Source organism: Chryseolinea sp. H1M3-3, from assembly GCF_029360725.1.
GTDB lineage: Bacteria > Bacteroidota > Bacteroidia > Cytophagales > Cyclobacteriaceae > Chryseolinea.
Genome location: NZ_JARKMY010000010.1, coordinates 807417 through 824315 on the forward strand (window position 1 = coordinate 807417; position 16899 = coordinate 824315).

At 42.9% G+C, this 16899-nt stretch carries 14 protein-coding genes; 7 read left to right on the forward strand and 7 right to left on the reverse strand.

What is annotated here, in order from left to right:
* The first annotated feature begins 34 nt into the window (after positions 1-34).
* The gene (locus P2W71_RS20275) at positions 35-607 is read left to right on the forward strand and encodes a Crp/Fnr family transcriptional regulator (RefSeq protein WP_276373152.1); all 573 of its coding nucleotides are present in this window, start codon (positions 35-37) and stop codon (positions 605-607) included.
* Between the two features lie 58 nt (positions 608-665).
* Complete coding sequence (locus tag P2W71_RS20280) at positions 666-1082, forward strand: VOC family protein (RefSeq protein WP_276373153.1); 417 nt, start codon at positions 666-668, stop codon at positions 1080-1082.
* A gap of 118 nt (positions 1083-1200) precedes the next feature.
* On the opposite strand, the gene P2W71_RS20285 is transcribed toward P2W71_RS20280, so the two are convergent.
* Entirely contained in the window at positions 1201-2325 is a 1125-nt protein-coding gene (locus tag P2W71_RS20285) for a glycoside hydrolase family 43 protein (RefSeq protein WP_276373154.1), read from the reverse strand.
* Positions 2326-2555: 230 nt separating this feature from the next.
* On the opposite strand from P2W71_RS20285, the gene P2W71_RS20290 reads away from it, so the two are divergent.
* Together P2W71_RS20290 and P2W71_RS20295 are read left to right on the forward strand one after the other, a co-directional pair.
* The gene (locus P2W71_RS20290; protein ID WP_276373155.1) at positions 2556-4121 is read left to right on the forward strand and encodes a DUF1080 domain-containing protein; all 1566 of its coding nucleotides are present in this window, start codon (positions 2556-2558) and stop codon (positions 4119-4121) included.
* Positions 4122-4254: 133 nt separating this feature from the next.
* Positions 4255-5001: an SDR family oxidoreductase gene (locus tag P2W71_RS20295; protein WP_276373156.1), complete on the forward strand. Its 747-nt coding sequence runs from the start codon at positions 4255-4257 to the stop codon at positions 4999-5001.
* A 149-nt stretch (positions 5002-5150) separates the two neighbouring features.
* Here the strand turns inward: P2W71_RS20295 and P2W71_RS20300 are convergent, their stop codons facing one another.
* On the reverse strand, positions 5151-6218 hold the full coding sequence (locus tag P2W71_RS20300) for a dipeptide epimerase (RefSeq protein ID WP_276373157.1): 1068 nt from the start codon (positions 6216-6218) through the stop codon (positions 5151-5153).
* Between the two features lie 69 nt (positions 6219-6287).
* Positions 6288-7361, reverse strand: coding sequence for a DUF1611 domain-containing protein (locus P2W71_RS20305; RefSeq protein ID WP_276373158.1), 1074 nt, complete (start codon positions 7359-7361; stop codon positions 6288-6290).
* A 156-nt stretch (positions 7362-7517) separates the two neighbouring features.
* Between P2W71_RS20305 and P2W71_RS20310 the strand changes: the two genes are divergently transcribed.
* From P2W71_RS20310 to P2W71_RS20320, 3 genes are all read left to right on the forward strand, one after another.
* Positions 7518-7943 (forward strand): hypothetical protein, encoded by a 426-nt coding sequence (locus P2W71_RS20310; RefSeq protein ID WP_276373159.1) that lies wholly within the window; start codon positions 7518-7520, stop codon positions 7941-7943.
* A 98-nt stretch (positions 7944-8041) separates the two neighbouring features.
* On the forward strand, positions 8042-9088 hold the full coding sequence (gene rlmN, locus P2W71_RS20315) for a 23S rRNA (adenine(2503)-C(2))-methyltransferase RlmN (protein WP_276373160.1): 1047 nt from the start codon (positions 8042-8044) through the stop codon (positions 9086-9088).
* A gap of 43 nt (positions 9089-9131) precedes the next feature.
* On the forward strand, positions 9132-9818 hold the full coding sequence (locus P2W71_RS20320; protein WP_276373161.1) for a carboxypeptidase-like regulatory domain-containing protein: 687 nt from the start codon (positions 9132-9134) through the stop codon (positions 9816-9818).
* 123 nt (positions 9819-9941) lie between these two features.
* Here P2W71_RS20320 and P2W71_RS20325 read toward each other — a convergent pair whose 3' ends face one another.
* From P2W71_RS20325 to P2W71_RS20340, 4 genes are all read right to left on the reverse strand, one after another.
* On the reverse strand, positions 9942-10400 hold the full coding sequence (locus tag P2W71_RS20325; RefSeq protein WP_276373162.1) for a hypothetical protein: 459 nt from the start codon (positions 10398-10400) through the stop codon (positions 9942-9944).
* A 365-nt stretch (positions 10401-10765) separates the two neighbouring features.
* Entirely contained in the window at positions 10766-14854 is a 4089-nt protein-coding gene (locus tag P2W71_RS20330) for a hybrid sensor histidine kinase/response regulator transcription factor (protein WP_276373163.1), read from the reverse strand.
* A gap of 104 nt (positions 14855-14958) precedes the next feature.
* The gene (locus tag P2W71_RS20335; protein ID WP_276373164.1) at positions 14959-15411 is read right to left on the reverse strand and encodes a pyridoxamine 5'-phosphate oxidase family protein; all 453 of its coding nucleotides are present in this window, start codon (positions 15409-15411) and stop codon (positions 14959-14961) included.
* A 117-nt stretch (positions 15412-15528) separates the two neighbouring features.
* The gene (locus tag P2W71_RS20340; RefSeq protein WP_276373165.1) at positions 15529-16878 is read right to left on the reverse strand and encodes an Nramp family divalent metal transporter; all 1350 of its coding nucleotides are present in this window, start codon (positions 16876-16878) and stop codon (positions 15529-15531) included.
* Positions 16879-16899: the final 21 nt, after the last annotated feature.

Genomic DNA, 16899 nt, shown 5'->3' on the forward strand with positions numbered 1-16899 from the left:
ACCAGAAATTCAGTACCAAAGGAATCCAAATAAAATGGAAAACCTTCTGAAATATATTCACGCACTGACAGAATTTTCTGACGATAGTTGGAAACAGTTGCTGCCGGCATTAACTAAAAAAGAGCTCAGGAAAAATCAATTTTTGCTTAAAGCCGGAGACGTCTGCCATGCTCTCTTTTATATCGACAAAGGTTATTGTAAAAGTTACTATGAAGTCGATGGCATTATAAAAAATACCGGTTTCTTTTTTGAAAACGAGATCGCAACAAATATCAACAGCTTTGGCAGTGGGCAGAAATCGGCATATAGCATTATAGCCTGTGAGCCTTTAACTGCCATCTGCTTCGATAAGGAAAAACTATTTCAGGCATCTAAACAAACACCTGAAATCGAAACGTTAGGACGCAACTGTATCCGGCTATATGCGTCAAAGCAGGAAGAATTTTCAAACTTGTTTAAACTTTATTCACCCCAGGAGCGATTGGAATACATAGAATCTAAACATCCTCAAATCCTCCAACGCGTTCCGCTTACGCAATTGGCTTCATTCCTGGGCGTTGCCCGAGAAACGCTTAGCAGAATTAGAAAACGCCGCGCATTTTTGTGACGATCGTCACAGGTCAACGCGAAATGCATTTTCAAACTTTGCATAAAAATATATCACTATGCAAAAGTTGAAAAAAATAGATTCACAGACCAACATCCTGACCTGGTTTGAAATTCCTGTCGTTGATACAACAAGAGCGAAGAAATTTTATGAAACTATTCTTGACATTGAGATGACGACGCGTGCCTTTCCAGGAACCGATGAAGAACTAACCTTTTTCCCCTATGACCCCAGTGTCATACAAGCCACCTCAGGAAGAGTAACGGGTGTTTTAGCCAAGTCGAACACGAATTCTCCATCCGGCAATGGAACAATGGTTTACATCAATGCAAGTCCAAGCATCGAGATTGTGCTAAACAAAGTAACGCAGGCGGGAGGTAAAATCATTGTGCCCAAAACAGAAATGAACGCCGGCTATATAGCAGTCATTATGGATTCCGAAGGCAACAGGGTCGGGCTTCATGCAGAGCAATAAATAAAATCACACTCAGGCTGAGACTGCTTGCGTAGCGTTCTCAAAAAAATGGGCGGCAAACAAAAAAAGCATGTCGTTGTCCAACATGCTTTTTTGATTTCTTTTGATTTAGAAACGACTACTTATGGTACGCGTCAATTGGCTGAATGGTATCATCAGGGTTATACTTCAGCTCAGTTACCTTTATTGTTCTTAAATGCGTTTTATCTTCTGAGAACACGCTGTCATGGTAGAACAAATACCATTTGCCATTGATCTCAACAATGGAGTGGTGATTTGTCCAGCCCACGACAGGGTTTAAGATTACGCCTTTGTAAGTAAATGGTCCATAGGGACTGTCACCAATTGCATAAGCGATAAAATGGGTGTCGCCGGTAGAGTACGAAAAGTAATACTTGCCGTTGTATTTGTGCACCCAGGAAGCCTCGAAAAACCTTCTGTCGTGGTCACCGCCCAACAGCGGCTTTCCTTCCGGATCAAGAATTTTTACGTCCTTCACAGGTCCTGCAAAGCTTAACATATCCTTGCTCATTAATGCAACGCGCGGGCTGATCGCAGGAAGGCTGTCTTTTTTTAAATCGGTCTTTGACCCCGTAGAATCATATTTCCCATCGCTCCACCGCTGAAGCTGTCCGCCCCAGATACCACCGAAGTACATATATGATTTTCCATCTGTATCCGTAAACACGGCAGGGTCAATGCTGTAACTTCCCTTGATAAAGTTAGGCTCCGCCTTGAATGGGCCCGTCGGGGAAGCGCTTGTAGCAACGCCGATATGAAAAACGTCCTTCTTATCCTTAACCGGGAAGTACAAATAATACTTGCCATTTTTGAAAGCTGCATCCGGCGCCCACATTTGGCGGCCCGCCCAAGGCACATCTTTGATATCCAATGCCACACCATGGTCAGTCACTTTTCCGCCGATGCTATCCATCGACAGCACGTGATAATCTTTCATATCAAAATGGCCGCCTTCATCGTCCTGAGGTACGTTGGACTCTATGTCGTGGGAAGGATAAATATAAATTTTCCCATTGAACACATGGGCCGAGGGATCTGCGGTATACATGTGAGTCACCAGCGGCTCGTTTATCGGTTTTGGTAGTTCTTTTTTCGCAACAGAGTCCTGTGCGACAGAATCAGCTTCGTTTACAACCGTCTCGGTCTTTTTACCTTGACAGGCGCTGATTAGAAGCCCAATGGCGAGTAATGTGCCACCGGAAAATTTTAAATGGTTTTTCATTTTTAGTTAATTGGGTTTAATAAAAGCATTTCCAAGATAAATATTTTATCATTCGATTTATCCGAATTCATTATGAAAACAATACATTTAATAACCGTACAGCACGGGTCTTAACAATCCCACGAAAAGCAGAAGTTGAAGCTGTATAATCGTTAGATGAATATCAGAAAATGCATACGTGTCTTAAATTTTGTACTTCAGTTAACATCACCTCCTACAACCTTAAAGTAATGATAGCTAAACCAATCGTATTACAACTTTTCATTTTCATCTTTTTCATTGGCATTTCAGAAGCACAAGAACGGGTAATCAGTGCCAACAAAAGTCTTATTAGTTTGTCTGCCATTAAAGGTACGACAAGTCGATGTGATACGTTGATCCTTTTTTCAAATCGCGATTATAACATAAGAGATATAAAAATTGCAGGCACGCATGCATCCTATTTCCGTTTGACCAATAAATCCTTTTCAAAAATCTCCGTTGGTAAGCCGGCAAAAATCGCTCTCGTTTTCGAACCGCCTTCAAATTTTACTGGTATTGCAGAAGCATTTGTAAAAATCAATAGCAATACTTTAACGATACCACTTTATGGGCTCAGTACGCAAGGGCTTGAAGGTGAAAACGAGGCACCGTTGGCGCAGGTAGTGGAGGCTCTCGGACTAAAAATCAACCTCGGCTGGACCACGTTGGCAAATCACCTCCGGCCTGAATTACAAGGTGAAGAACTTACGCCGTCCCTTTTTGTGAAAGCAGATACAGGAACGGTAGTAATGATACCTGTTGCCCGTTACTCACCCGACTTTCCACTGAACTTTGGATACTACACTCAGGGAAATCATGGCCCCGTTCAACATCAAGCGGGTATATTGGCAGCGGCTGGAAATATTCCGGAGCACCAAACTTTGTATCCAGCCCTGGCAGAAGGCGCAACGTCTTTTGATCCGGGTGATAAACAATTCGGGTTTTATGCTACAAGCCCGGGGCATACGCTCTATTCTGAAGATATTTGGAACATGCTTTTTTATCCAACGCATGCCACCCATGCTATCCGCATTTACCCAGTGCGTGATAACACCGGAAAAACTATTCCCAATACCTATCTCGTTGGTATGGAGGAAGCTGCGAATGGTGATTATAATGATTATGTCTTCCTGGTGAAAAATATCAAGCCTGTAAACCTTTCAGAAAAATTCACTTCCCTGTTCAATGGCGAAAATCTTAACGGCTGGTATACCTGGCTAGAAGGTAAAGGAAAGAATAATGATCCTGAAGGAAATTTTACAGTCGCAAACGGAGAAATTGCTGACACAGGAAAAACACTTGGTTACATCATGAGTGAAAAAGCGTATGGCAATTATCATTTCACCCTAGATTTCAAATGGGGACAAAAGCGATGGCCGCCGCGTGATAACGCAAAACGCGATAGTGGCATTTGTTACAACGTACCGGCTGAGGAATCCGATAAGATTTGGCCACAATCCATTGAATGCCAGATTCAGGAAGGTGATGTTGGTGATTTTTGGCTTATAGGCTACAGCACTATACAGGTAGATAAAAAACAAAATGCACCACAACGTTATTCACAGATTGTAAAAAAGAAAGATGCCGAGAAACCAACCGGTGAGTGGAACACCGTCGAAGTAATTTCCTTCAACGGGAAATGTGTTCACATCGTCAACGGTGTTATTGTGAACTTCGGAGAGAATGCAAGCCTGATCGGTGGAAAAATTCTGCTACAATCCGAATACGCTGAGGTGTACTACCGGAATGTTAAAATCCGGGAACTGGGTTTGTAGTTGGTTAAGAGGTGAGGAATCAAAACACAAACCATCGGAAAAGCAAACACTATTTCCAGCAAGCCACGGCAATAGTCACTCGGCAGAGACTTGAACCTATTGTAGTTTTCCTCCCATCTCATAAATTTATTCAATGAATAAGATTATCTTAATTACCGGCGGGAGTCAGGGGATTGGTGCGGCAACGGCACGCCTGGCTGCCAAAAGAAATTATACTGTTTGTATAAATTATCACAAGAATGATGACGCGGCAAATAGCGTCGTAAAGGAAATTGAAAACGACGGTGGGCATGCGTTCGCCTTTAAAGCCGACATTTCAAAAGAAGCAGAAGTTCTCAGATTATTTAAACAGATCGATCATCAGATTGGAAGAATATCAGGGTTAGTGAACAACGCGGGTATCATTCTGCAACAAGAACGATTTATTAATATGACAGAAGAACGCCTTCAAAAAACTTTTGCTACCAATGTGTTTGGAAGTTTTTTATGCGCAAGGGAAGCCATTAAACGTATGTCGACGAAACTCGGCGGAGCGGGCGGAAGCATCGTCAACTTATCATCGATCGCTGCGCGATTAGGTGCACCGTTCGAATACATCGATTACGCAGCTGCCAAGGGTGCCATCGATACGATGACCATCGGATTAGCAAAAGAGATCGCGGACGAAAATATTCGTGTTAACGTTGTTCGGCCAGGTCTAATCCACACCGACATCCATGCAAAAGCCGGCGAGCCTGGCCGAATTGAACGTGTCAAGTCACTCATACCGTTAAAACGGGGCGGTCAGCCGGAAGAAGTAGCAAACATGATTCTTTGGTTGCTCTCGGACGAAGCTTCCTATGTTACCGGATCGATCTTTGACGTAACCGGTGGGAGGTGATGGTTGGGAAATGTAAGCGCCCGACATAAGCTAGTGCTGGGGCGTAGACTAGTGCTAAGGCTATACAAGTCGCATGAGATCTACACCTTTACCACCGACTACGAACTACCATTTATAACGACGATAGAAGGTAGTCCCGGCCATTAAACCTAAATCCGTTCTACTCCTAAACCGGGTTTATCCGAGCACATCATGAATCCATCTTTCAAAATGAATCCACCTTTTACGACATCGCGGCCGAGGTCGAAGCTGCCGTCGAGGTCGATGTACTTCGTGTTTGAGCAAGCAAATGCCGCGTGTAGGGCGGCAGTAATACTTACAATACTTTCGTCGTTACATCCCCAGAACAAGTCAATATTTTCGTGCAAAGCGATGTCAGCAATTTTCAAAGCCTGACTTACTCCGCCGCATTTCATCAGCTTGATGTTAAAAATGGCGGCTGCTTTCGGCGGCTTGATCAGCTCAATCGCATCGGCTGGTGTTATCAATGATTCGTCTGCTGCAATCACCTGTCTTACTTCCTTCGGCAGGCTTTTCATTTCGGAGATCTCTTTAGCGGGAAGCGGTTGTTCAATCAATTCCACATCGACATCATACGTACGTCCGTAAAACTGAATGGTTTGTTCGGTAGTGTACCCTTGGTTCGCATCACAACGGATGACAATTCCATTACCAAATTTCTCGCGCAGCTTTAAAACACGTTCTACATCTTCATCCAGGTCTTTTCCCAGTTTTACTTTGATTACCTTAAAACCACGCTTGATGTAATCCTGCGCTTCTTTCAACGTGTCTTCTACACTTTTTATTCCAATGGTATTTGACGTAGGAAGCTTCTTGATTTTTTGGCCGAGAAATTTAACCAACGGAATTCCTAAAAACTTGGTGAATGCATCATGCAACGCGATATCCAGCGCAGCTCTGGCGGAAGGGTTGTCAGGGAATTTTTTCCAGACTTCAAAATTAAGTTGATTGAATTCACGGATATCGCGCCCGATCAGGAACTGAATATTCTTTTCTTTTAATGCATCGAGACATTGATCTAACGTCTCCCCTACTACATATTCACTGGGGTTGCCTGCTCCAATGCCGGTCACACCATTGTCCAGTGTTATTTCCACAAAAGCGTTTTTTACCTCATCAATGGTTTTGAAAGCTATGGTATAGGGCTTTGTGTTTCCTAGGTCAACGCTCCAAACTTTTATGTCTTTAATTTTCATGCTGGAAGTGTTGAGGTGTTGAGGTTCGGAGTGTTGAAGTTGGGTGTTGTGTTCATCATGGTTTCTATTCTAGACTTTGGCTAAGCTATTTTTAATGAGTGTTTCAAAAATTGGTACAAGACCGCCAACACCATCTTCTAACGGTAGAATGGCGGGAATGCCTAGATCCTGTGCATATTTTTTTGCTGCAGCCCGGGCTTCCTGCTCTTTCATCTTTGCGCTATTGATGGTAACGGCTACGGTAGGCGCACCATAGATCTGGATCAAAGCAATTTCATCCTTTAAGTCAGGCAGGTAAGCGGGATAGTATTCCATATCCTTATATTGTTTTCGCGCCGGATTATGTTGTAATACAACGGCATCAGCATCCGCAGAAACGATCCACTCAGCGCCTGCGGGCCCGCTGGGGTTACGAAGCGATGATTGCCCTTCAATAAAAATGATATCCGGCTTGGCTTCATGATAACAGGTGACAACAGCATGTTCCATTTCGCCCGAAATAAAATCATTGAGGGTTGAATCGAAAACAAAACCATATTTGGCACCCTGCATCCATCCGGTTTGCCCGGTATAAATCATTTCCGCTTTGTACCCTGCCTTGCGCATTGCCTCCACCAAAAAGCGTGTGGTGGTACGTTTTCCCAAGGCACAATCTGTTCCCAGCACCGCGATTTTAGGGCATTTAACTTCCTTAATTTTCCCGGACCAGAAATGAAGATCTTTTACTTTTTTAGGCTTGCGAACGTCAATGATCTCCAATCTTTTTTCCTGGGCCAATGATACTAATTCGGGAATGTCAGAAACATATTCGTGCAACCCATTGACAATACTCAAACCTCCTTGTAATGCTTCTTTCATCACTTCACGAAGAGAATCTGGTATTACACCACCTTTCGTGGCAACACCCACGATACAATATTTCGCTTTCTGACCAGAGTTATTAAAATCCTCGACGGTTGCATAAATAGGTATCCTTCGTTTCTTGCCGTCCAAAACTTCACCAGCATCCTTACCTTGATTCTTGTCGTCTATTATTCCAAGAATTTCAAAGCGGTCAGTTCCTCTAATTAATCCATGTGCTGTTTTGGCGCTTGAGGTATCCAGGTATCCACCTGTGATAACAATGGCAGTACTTTTGTCCATGCAGAATTTTGAAGGCGGAAAATTACGGGTAATAAAACGAGTTTTCAAAGATGAAATCCGCACTTGTTTGTCCAAAATCTGATATTAAGGAAAATAAATACCGATAACGATTGATGGCCTGAATTTTGGTAACTTTGGCTAAATACGAAATGACTTATGAGAGTATTCGTTTTAGTCTTTGTTTTATGTACTGCGGGGTTGGTTTGTCAAGCACAAAGCATTGTAGGACGCTGGCAGCTGGTTAAACAAAGCAATTGTGTAGAGAGCGAATTGGGTGAAGAAGAAGCCGGCGTTAAAGAAATGGTGGACGACATGAAAGGTCTCTCGGGTGCAGAACCGCAGGTCCTCGAGTTTAAAGACAATAATACTGGATCCGAAAGCACAAAAATCATCAACAAGAAAAAGGATTATAACTCCAGGTCATTTCTTTACCGGTACAACCAGGAAACGCTCTACATACTGGATAAAAAATCCAGAACCATCATTGATGGCTTTACCGTCGAAAAAATAGATGGCGATTCCCTGATTATTTCGAACGTAGACCGCGTGTGCGAGACTAAAATCTTCGTGCGTTTAAAGTAACATAGCATCCTGGCTTCTAAAGCCCTGCGCCGGCTCGCAAAATATTTTAGGGTGCTGGAACCGCCCTTTTGCGACCAATGTTTTCCTACCTTTGCAAGATGGTAGAAACTGGTTCCAAACGTGATATCCGCAAACTCAAGCTTGAGGAGCTAACCGCGTTCTTTCAGCAGCACGGCGAAAAGCCATTCCGGGCCAAACAGGTGTACGAATGGTTGTGGAATAAATCTGCCAAGAACTTCGATCAAATGACCAATCTTTCAGTCGGCCTTCGGGATATGCTGAAAGAGCACTTCACGATCAATCACATCAAGGTTGACCAGATGCAGCGCAGTGCCGACGGTACAATAAAAAACGCCGTGATGCTCTATGATGGCATGGTTGTCGAATCAGTTTTAATCCCTACCGAAAAAAGAATCACTGCCTGTGTATCGTCGCAGGTCGGTTGCAGTTTAGCCTGTAAGTTTTGCGCTACTGCCAGGCTGAAACGTCAGCGTAACCTGAGTGCAGATGAGATTTATGATCAGGTGGTGGCGATAAAAGAACAATCAGAACTGTTCTTTGGCCGGCCGCTCACCAACATCGTGTTTATGGGTATGGGCGAACCGTTGCTAAATTATGCGAATGTAATTTCTGCCATCGACAAAATCACTGCACAGAAAGGATTGAACATGGCATCGAAAAGGATCACCGTTTCTACGGTGGGAATTGCAAAGATGATCATGAAGATGGCCGATGATGGTGTGAAGTTCAATCTCGCCGTTTCATTGCATGCCGCCTTGGACAAAACACGTTCTTCGATTATGCCGATCAATGACACCAATCCATTGGATGAATTGGCCGATGCGTTGCGCTATTGGTACGATAAAACCAAGCGTAAGGTAACTTACGAATATGTAGTATGGAAAAATATCAATGATACCGAGGCGCATGCACGGGCGTTGTTAAAATTTTGCAAAATCATTCCGTCTAAAGTCAACCTGATTGAATACAACCCTATCGATGATGGTGAATTTCAGCAAGCGTCAGAAGCATCTTTAAATATGTATATGGAACTTTTAGAAAGTAATGGTATCACCACGCGCATTCGTAAAAGTCGCGGCAAAGATATCGATGCTGCTTGCGGTCAGCTGGCCAATAAAACTTAATGATGCGTCTGCGCATCTAAAAAGCCAAACCCCGTACAAAAGCATGCTGTTAAGATGCCTTTCTAAAAAATATTATTTCATTGCATTGCTGCTGGCATTTTCAGTTCAGGGATTCGCGCAAAGAATAACGCATGGCATCGTCGTCGATTCGCTTACGCTTACACCGCTTCAAGGTGTTCATGTCAAAGTAAAAAATTCAAATAAAGGTACCGTTACCAACGACAAAGGCGATTTTAATATAACGACTACACCGGTGGATACTTTGATCTTATCACGGGTGGGCTACGTCGATCTGCAGCTTCCGTTGTTATTTGAAGAAGCTGACATTTTAATTCGATTAAGGGAACGGGTTCGCATGTTAAAGGAAATCACCATCAGCAGCACACGACTTGCTCCAAGTGAAATTGTGAGAACTACGCGAACCGCTCCACGAAAAATGTCGACGGCGGATGCGTTCTCTTCTCCATGGGAATATTTTAATAGGTCACAGCGCGATAAACGAAAGGTGGTTAAGCTGATCAACGAAAATAACCGTGTAAAGACTTATGTTGAGGTGGTACATGATCAGCTGCTGAGAGAAGAGATCATGGATGAGATGGGATTAACTGAAACAGAATTCTACTCAACGCTAGCGGAATTCAATAAGCAGAGTCAGGATATTTTATATTCGACAGATAAGCATGAGATAATTACCTCGATGAAATCTTTTTTTAAAATGCGGGTCCGGTAAAGTTATTTGCTTATTTAAAATAAGGAACCTAATTCCTCTTAAAAGGAAATTGTTACTCGCTGATCCTCCTGCACATCCTTCCCTGCTGATCAACGAATAACAACTAACCTCTCTGAGCTCCAACTATTGTGTTTTTTTAGTACCCGTGCAGGTGCCTGAATAATCCAGGAATCCTTCGGTTGTATAGGTAAAGTTTAGTTTGTCGCCGTTTAAGGTTCCATCGCCCCATACCTTGATAGTTTTACCGCTTTTTGGGTTTGTAAAGGACTGTTGTTTGATAATGATCTTGTTTCCGTCCACCGTAGCCTTTATCGGTACATTGAAAATGTCAGCAAAATTGTAAAGATCCAGGTCGCCATTTACACCGTTCGAAATGGTTACGTCGTACTCATAAATATATCCGCTGGCATTGCTCACATCTTCAACCGCATACGTACCAATAAATTGGGGGCGAGTATCTGGCTTTACTTCATCATCCTTAGAACAGCTGCTAAGGGTCAGCACCACGCCAATCATCAACAGAAACATGATGACTTCAGAGATTCTAATTTTCATTACTGGGGTTTCAATTTGCGTTTTCATTTGTTATTTGTTTTGAGGTTATTTTTAAATCTGTGTCTTACCACGCAAACCGCTCCGGCCGGATGCAAAATCGCATGATACAATTGGGACAAGGATTAACACAGATGGGACAAACACGGAAATTGAGCCAAAAAAGCAGATTTTTAGCGCAGGGAATGTCTGTTCGTTGGCGCGTTTAGCCGGAAAATATTATTCAGAAAAACAGGATGCCATAAATTGTATTCACAACATTTGGCAACTCCTTGAAATGTTAGTATGTGCCGGCGTTCTGCACTCATGAAATATTGACCTCATTCCATCGCTGGGTTGTGATCAAAAGCTTGCAAGCGGCTTTGGCTACCTTATACCTGCGTGTTTCACATTTTTTATTTGGAAGGACTTGAAACCTGCGGCTTTGAACCTGAAACAACGTACTCATTTGGTAGTACACCAAACAGCTCCTTGAAACACTTTGAAAAATAGGAGAGGTTGTTGAAACCCACCTGGTAAGCTATTTCACTGACGGTTCCGGATTTTCCGGCTAAGAGTTGGGCGGCACGTTGGAGCCGGAAGTTCCGGATAAACTCGTTTACGGATTTATCAGTCAGTGCCTTGATCTTTCGGAGCAGGTTTTTGCGACTCATTCCTATTTCTTCGGCAAACCGCTCTACAGAAAATTGTTGATCCGTCAAATGGGCCTCCATAATTTCCAAAGCGTGATTTAAAAAACGTTCATCCACGGAAGTAACGGATATATTTTTAGGCTGCACCGTAACCTCCCGGCTAAAGCTTTTCCGAAGGTTCTTCCGTTGATCCAGCAGATTTCTGATCCTCACTTTGAGCTCTTTGATGTGAAAAGGTTTGGTCAGGTATTCGTCCGCACCTAATTCCAGTCCTTCCAGTTTGTTCTCGATGGACGTTCGTGCCGTTAGTAAAATGAAAGGAATATGACTGGTTCGTTCGTCCTCCCTTATTTTGGTGCAGAGCGTAAAGCCATCCATTACCGGCATCATCATGTCGCTGAGGATCAAGTCTGGTATCAATTCAAGTGCTTTGTCAAAGCCTTGAGATCCGTTTTCCGCGACTATGATGTGATAATCGCGCTCCAGATTTTCAATTAGGAAAGATCTTAGATCAGCATTATCCTCTACGACCAGTATCAATGCGTCTGCAACCTCATTTTCATTTTCCAGCAAAACATTTAGTTCAGTTGTTGATATCGTTTCAACACTTTGATTTTCTGGCACCGCAAAATTTTGCTCTACAGTGACTTGTTGTTCCGGAACCCGCTTCAATGGTAGCTGTACCCTAAACGTTGACCCTTGTCCTTCGCTACTATCAACCCGAATGGTACCGTTCACCAACTGAACCAACTCTTTCACCAGGGACAGTCCAATACCACTGCCTTCAAATTCCCGGGAGCTTGAACTATCCACCTGATAGAAACGGTCGAAGATCTTATCGATTTCATTTGCAGGAATTCCAGGTCCCGTGTCACTAATGCTGATGGTAACAAGATCGTCAGAATTTTCACTGGGAAGGGTTACGTGTAAAGAAATGCGACCCCCGTCGGGCGTGAATTTGAACGCATTCGACAACAAGTTGTAGAGAACGGTTTCAACTTTGTCGTGATCGAAAAAAGTTTCATAAGCATTCCCTTGAATACTTAGTTCAAATTGGATGTTCCGACTTTCGGCAAGCGACTCAAATGAAGACGTAAGAACCCGTAAAAAGTAAATAAAATCTGAGCGCTGAAAATTTAGCTTCATTCCTCCTGATTCCAGTTTTGCCAGGTCGAGTAATTGATTGATCAGCTGTTGAAGTCTTTTTGCATTGCGGTGCATTCTTTCCAATTCGGTCAACCGGATATCCCGCGTTTCCTTCTCATCTATATATTTTTCAAGCGGACTTAATATAAGGGATAAGGGCGTTCTGAATTCGTGAGATATGTTCACGAAGAAATTTGATTTCACCTTATCCAGCGCTTTCAATTGCTCCGCATTTATTTTCAATTCTTCCGATTGTTCCGCTAGTTGAATATTTTGTTCGCGTATCGCCTTGGTTTGAAGTGCTACCTCCGCCTGAAGTGCTTCCTTTTCTCTCAACACACGCTGCAATCTCCAACGAACCAGACCCCAAACAAAAATAGCAGCGCCAATAAAATAAAAGGCGTATGCATAAAAACTTCTGTACCACGGTGGAGATATACTGAAAGCGAATTCCGCGGTACTTCCGAGTTGTTGCGCATAGTTCTTACTGCGAACCAAAAACTTATACCTTCCCTCCCACAACCGATTGTATTCTTTAATATTCTCAGAAGACCACGATGACCAATCATCATCAAACCCTTCCAACATGTATTGAAACTCATTATTCTCCGCTGCCGCAAAATTTGTGGAGGTAAATTCGAATCGTATCGAGTTTAATGAGTAGGGAAGCGTAAGATTTTGGGCCACACCATCGATGCCTTGAAAAAGGATTGAGTCATTAGGCAGGAGAATCTTATTCAGATGTGTATGAAAAGTATTTTTTGATGAAGATGACGATTCCGTTAATTCATACCGAACGATTCCGTCGGCGCCACCGTTCCACATCACTTCGTGTTCCTGGAAACTATTAACATGAACGTGTTCAAAAATTCTTGAGATATCATAATAGGCATGTGTGAACGAATTTCCAGATGGCGTTACCAATATTAATTGGCGATGATCTTTTGTCTTAAAGAAAAATCTTCCTGCATGATCTTCATCACTAGCCGGAAACGTATGTTTGGTTTTCAACCCGAATTTCTTCGCAAAAGCCGTATCCTCTCTAAATTGGTTATCAGCATAATCGAATCGAAAAATTCTCGATGAAATTCCAGTGCTGAAAATCTCTTCGTTTCCAATGGAATAAATCTTAAAATATCCTTCCGGCAATCCGTTTTTTTTATTTAAAAATGTCACCGTGTGCCGATCATAATCGACCACCCCATTTTTTTCCGGGAAAGTAACAAGTACCGCGCCTTGGGAATATGTGGCGAGCCATAGTTTGCCCGCATGCGTTTCGTTAAAACTTATATCGTCCAGAAATATATCCGGAATGTATCCTGCTTCGTGCCAGCGCCCTTTAGCAAAGTTTAGGGATAGTAGCCCTTTATTTTGTGCCACAATGATCCGGGTGCTGTCGCCCTTGAGTTGATGTATGGCTAATGACGGGGTCTCCCTTATTTTATGAATTTCATCTCCTACCATTTCAAATAACCCCATGTTTGAACCAATTAACATCCGTCCGGCGATCTTCAGCAAACCCCAGCAACTCATGTTGATCTGCGGGATCTTTTGAAACTGGGCGTGGTGCTGTGGAGCATCTCCATGTTTTAATACATACAGACCCGTGTTGGTTGTAACATATAGTTTATCGTTATAGCGGCAATAATTATTTATCGAACCATCAAGTCCGTTCTTGGTGTTAAAGAGGCTCAAGTGATTATTCACCTCCACTTTACTTATTCCGTTATCAAGGCAAAGCCATAGATTATCCTCCTGATCTGTCAGTAGGCCCAAAATGATGTTTGTCGGTAATCCGTTCTCTTTGTTAAGCAAATAGCGGATCTTGTGATCCCGATCCAACATGATAGCTCCTCCGTGACGCGTACCATAGACATACGAACCATCGGCCAACATTGTCCCACAGTATATTTGATTGGCTTTAAAAAAAGCATCTGCGTTGGTTTGAATTTTTTGAACGTTTACGCCGTCATATAAAAACAGTCCATCATATTGTGTGGCTAATTGAAGTTGATTTTTTTCAAAAGGAAGCGCATTGTAGATTCTTAGGTTTTTAAAATACTGCCCTTGTTCAATTAACGAGAATGAGTCGTTCTTCAACTCCATGATACCTGCACCGATTTCTTGTAAGAATATTTTGTCTTTCCACACGAAAGTGAAATGGTAAGCCTGGGGATCGGGCCATGGCCAGAAATTAAATTTTTCTCCATTCCAATAGAACAGACCGGTCTCAGATTCAAAATAAACGTCATTGTTAATGACATGCGTTTGCCAGATATTTCCCATCGAATGCAAATCAGTTTTCACTTTATCCAACAGTGAAATAAAAATGCGATTCCCGTTTTTCTGCTGTTCGAGGTATCCAAAATCATCCAGCGCTCCCACATAGATTTTTCCAGAATCATCCACCGCCATGGAGCGGACGACACTTTGCGATGGGGTTGTAATTAATGACCAAGCTTTTCCATCGAACATCAGTACACCGTCAGAATTGGAAAAAAACATAATGCCCTGCTTATCTTGAAAGCCACCCCAGTTCTGAAAAGCTGCGGCATATTCTTTGGGTGGATAATGTCGTTGGTACAGCATGCCGATCTCCTGTGATTGATGCGATTGAATCGGCCGGGCTGGGGAGGGCACAACCTGGGTATTTCCGGATAGTATCGGAATAAGAAATAAAAATGAGATGATGAATTTAAAACGCACGACTACTTGAGAGAGAAATACTGGAAGCGTTAACGTCAGATTTTTCCGATACTAAAGTCTGTTTAATTTCAGGAAGAACAATGGATGAACAATGGAATAATTTGCTACTGCTCTTCGAAACGACCCGATTTTTCCGTTAGTCGTATGCGATATATTATGGGGTTCTTTGCAAACGTACTGGTTCGTATTCCAGGTGAAGGTCCCATGCGCGGCGGGTGACTGGTTTCACTCGGCATAAGCGGCGCTAGTCTGGTTATTAATTTCTCCATCGCCTCTTCCGCTTCCTTATCTTTTAGTTCTTCGAAAGTTCCCCAGGCAATAACGCTTTTCCAGTTGGTCATGTTTTTCATGATATCTACTTCGAGACAGCATGCTGGATTTTCACGTAACATTTTTACTTTCATCCCTTCCACTGTATGTCCAAAAACAAACTCACCATCATAACAGTAAGTAACAGGAACCACATACATCTTTTGCTGGCTGCAGCACCCAAGCCTGCCAATCACATTGGATTTGAGAATGTCTTCAATTTGATCTTTGGTAAGTTCTCCTAGCATAAGTACGACAGTTCAAAAGTATGCCCCAAAGGTAGGAATATTTGTTAGGAAGTTGGCTGCTGCGAAAGCAGTTGTAATCCACGTTGAAACTTTAAAAGTTCTCTCGAGTTTTTTGTACTAAAAGAAGACCTGGATGACTCCATAAACGCCGACAGCGAAAATCGAAATCACGCTTATCCAGAAAGCGATGGTATAAAACTTACCCGACGGAATGATTTGCGTGCGTGTATACTTAAAATGGTAGGCACCATACACTACTATAAACAACATTAACGATCCAATTACGCCACCAGATAAAACCATCAGCACCGGCAACTCGATAAAGAGATACATAAACACCCACACGAAAGGAAAAGTCCAGGCTAAAACAGCGATCAGCTTTTTGCGCTGCGTAATATTAAAAAAATCGATCCATCCCAATTGACCGAAGATATCCGGAAACAATCGTGTCCAAAATGCTAACGTAGCATATACGCTTGAGAACAATACAAAGAATGCTCCCACCAAATAAACGTTTTTTACTCCTGCCCCCAGAGATTCCGTATAAATAAACGCGAGGGTATCGATCACTTCATTGCCTTGTGGAACTTCACCGCGGCTGTATAAAATGGCAGAGCCCAACAGATAAAATGAAACAGTCACCAGGGTGTAAATAATCATGGCGACCATCGCATCAAATTGCATGGTTGTAATCCAACCTTTAGCGCGTGTTTTCCAAGCTTCCGAGTTTTCACGCGGGCCAGTGTAAGCAGCATATCCTTTTTCCAAACACCAATAGTTGTAAGCAATAATTTCATCGCTGGCCACTCCCGTAATTCCAAACGCACCGATGGCAACACCCATTACCTCATTTGAGAGATTGAATTGCAGCCCCGCAAATACATCAGCGAAGGAAAACGCGTAGGCAGTAAACTGAACGAAGTACAAAGACGTAAGCGTAAGGATGGTGAACATGCCAATCATCAGCAATGATCCCTTCTCCACAATGCTGTAATTTCCTCTGAAAATAAGCGCGGCAACTGCAATAGCAACAATAAGGGCCCACGTCGTTATAGAAAAACCATCAAACAGTTTATTAAGAATAATTACGGTACCGCCGACCATGCCCCCCAGCTGAACGATTTTCAGAGACACGAAGAAAAAAATTATCCAGACTGTCCATCTGCCTTGTCTAAGCTGTGGCCCTGGCAACTTGTTAAATGCCTGCATCACAGTTTCACCCGTAAGAATGGTATGCCTGCCAAATTCCAGTTGAACAGCAACTTTAACGAGGCAGCTTACAATGATGATCCATAACGCGGCGAAGCCTGCTTTCGCGCCCAGGACAGTCGTTGCAATTAGTTCGCCAGAGCCGACAATGGATGCCGACAAAATAAATCCGGGGCCTAAAAATTTGATCTTGCCGATAAAGGATGCCGGAGGTTCCTTAACGGTATCCGCGGAAATAACGTAAGGATCTTTTTTCAAGTTGATGGCCCTTTGGAGGTT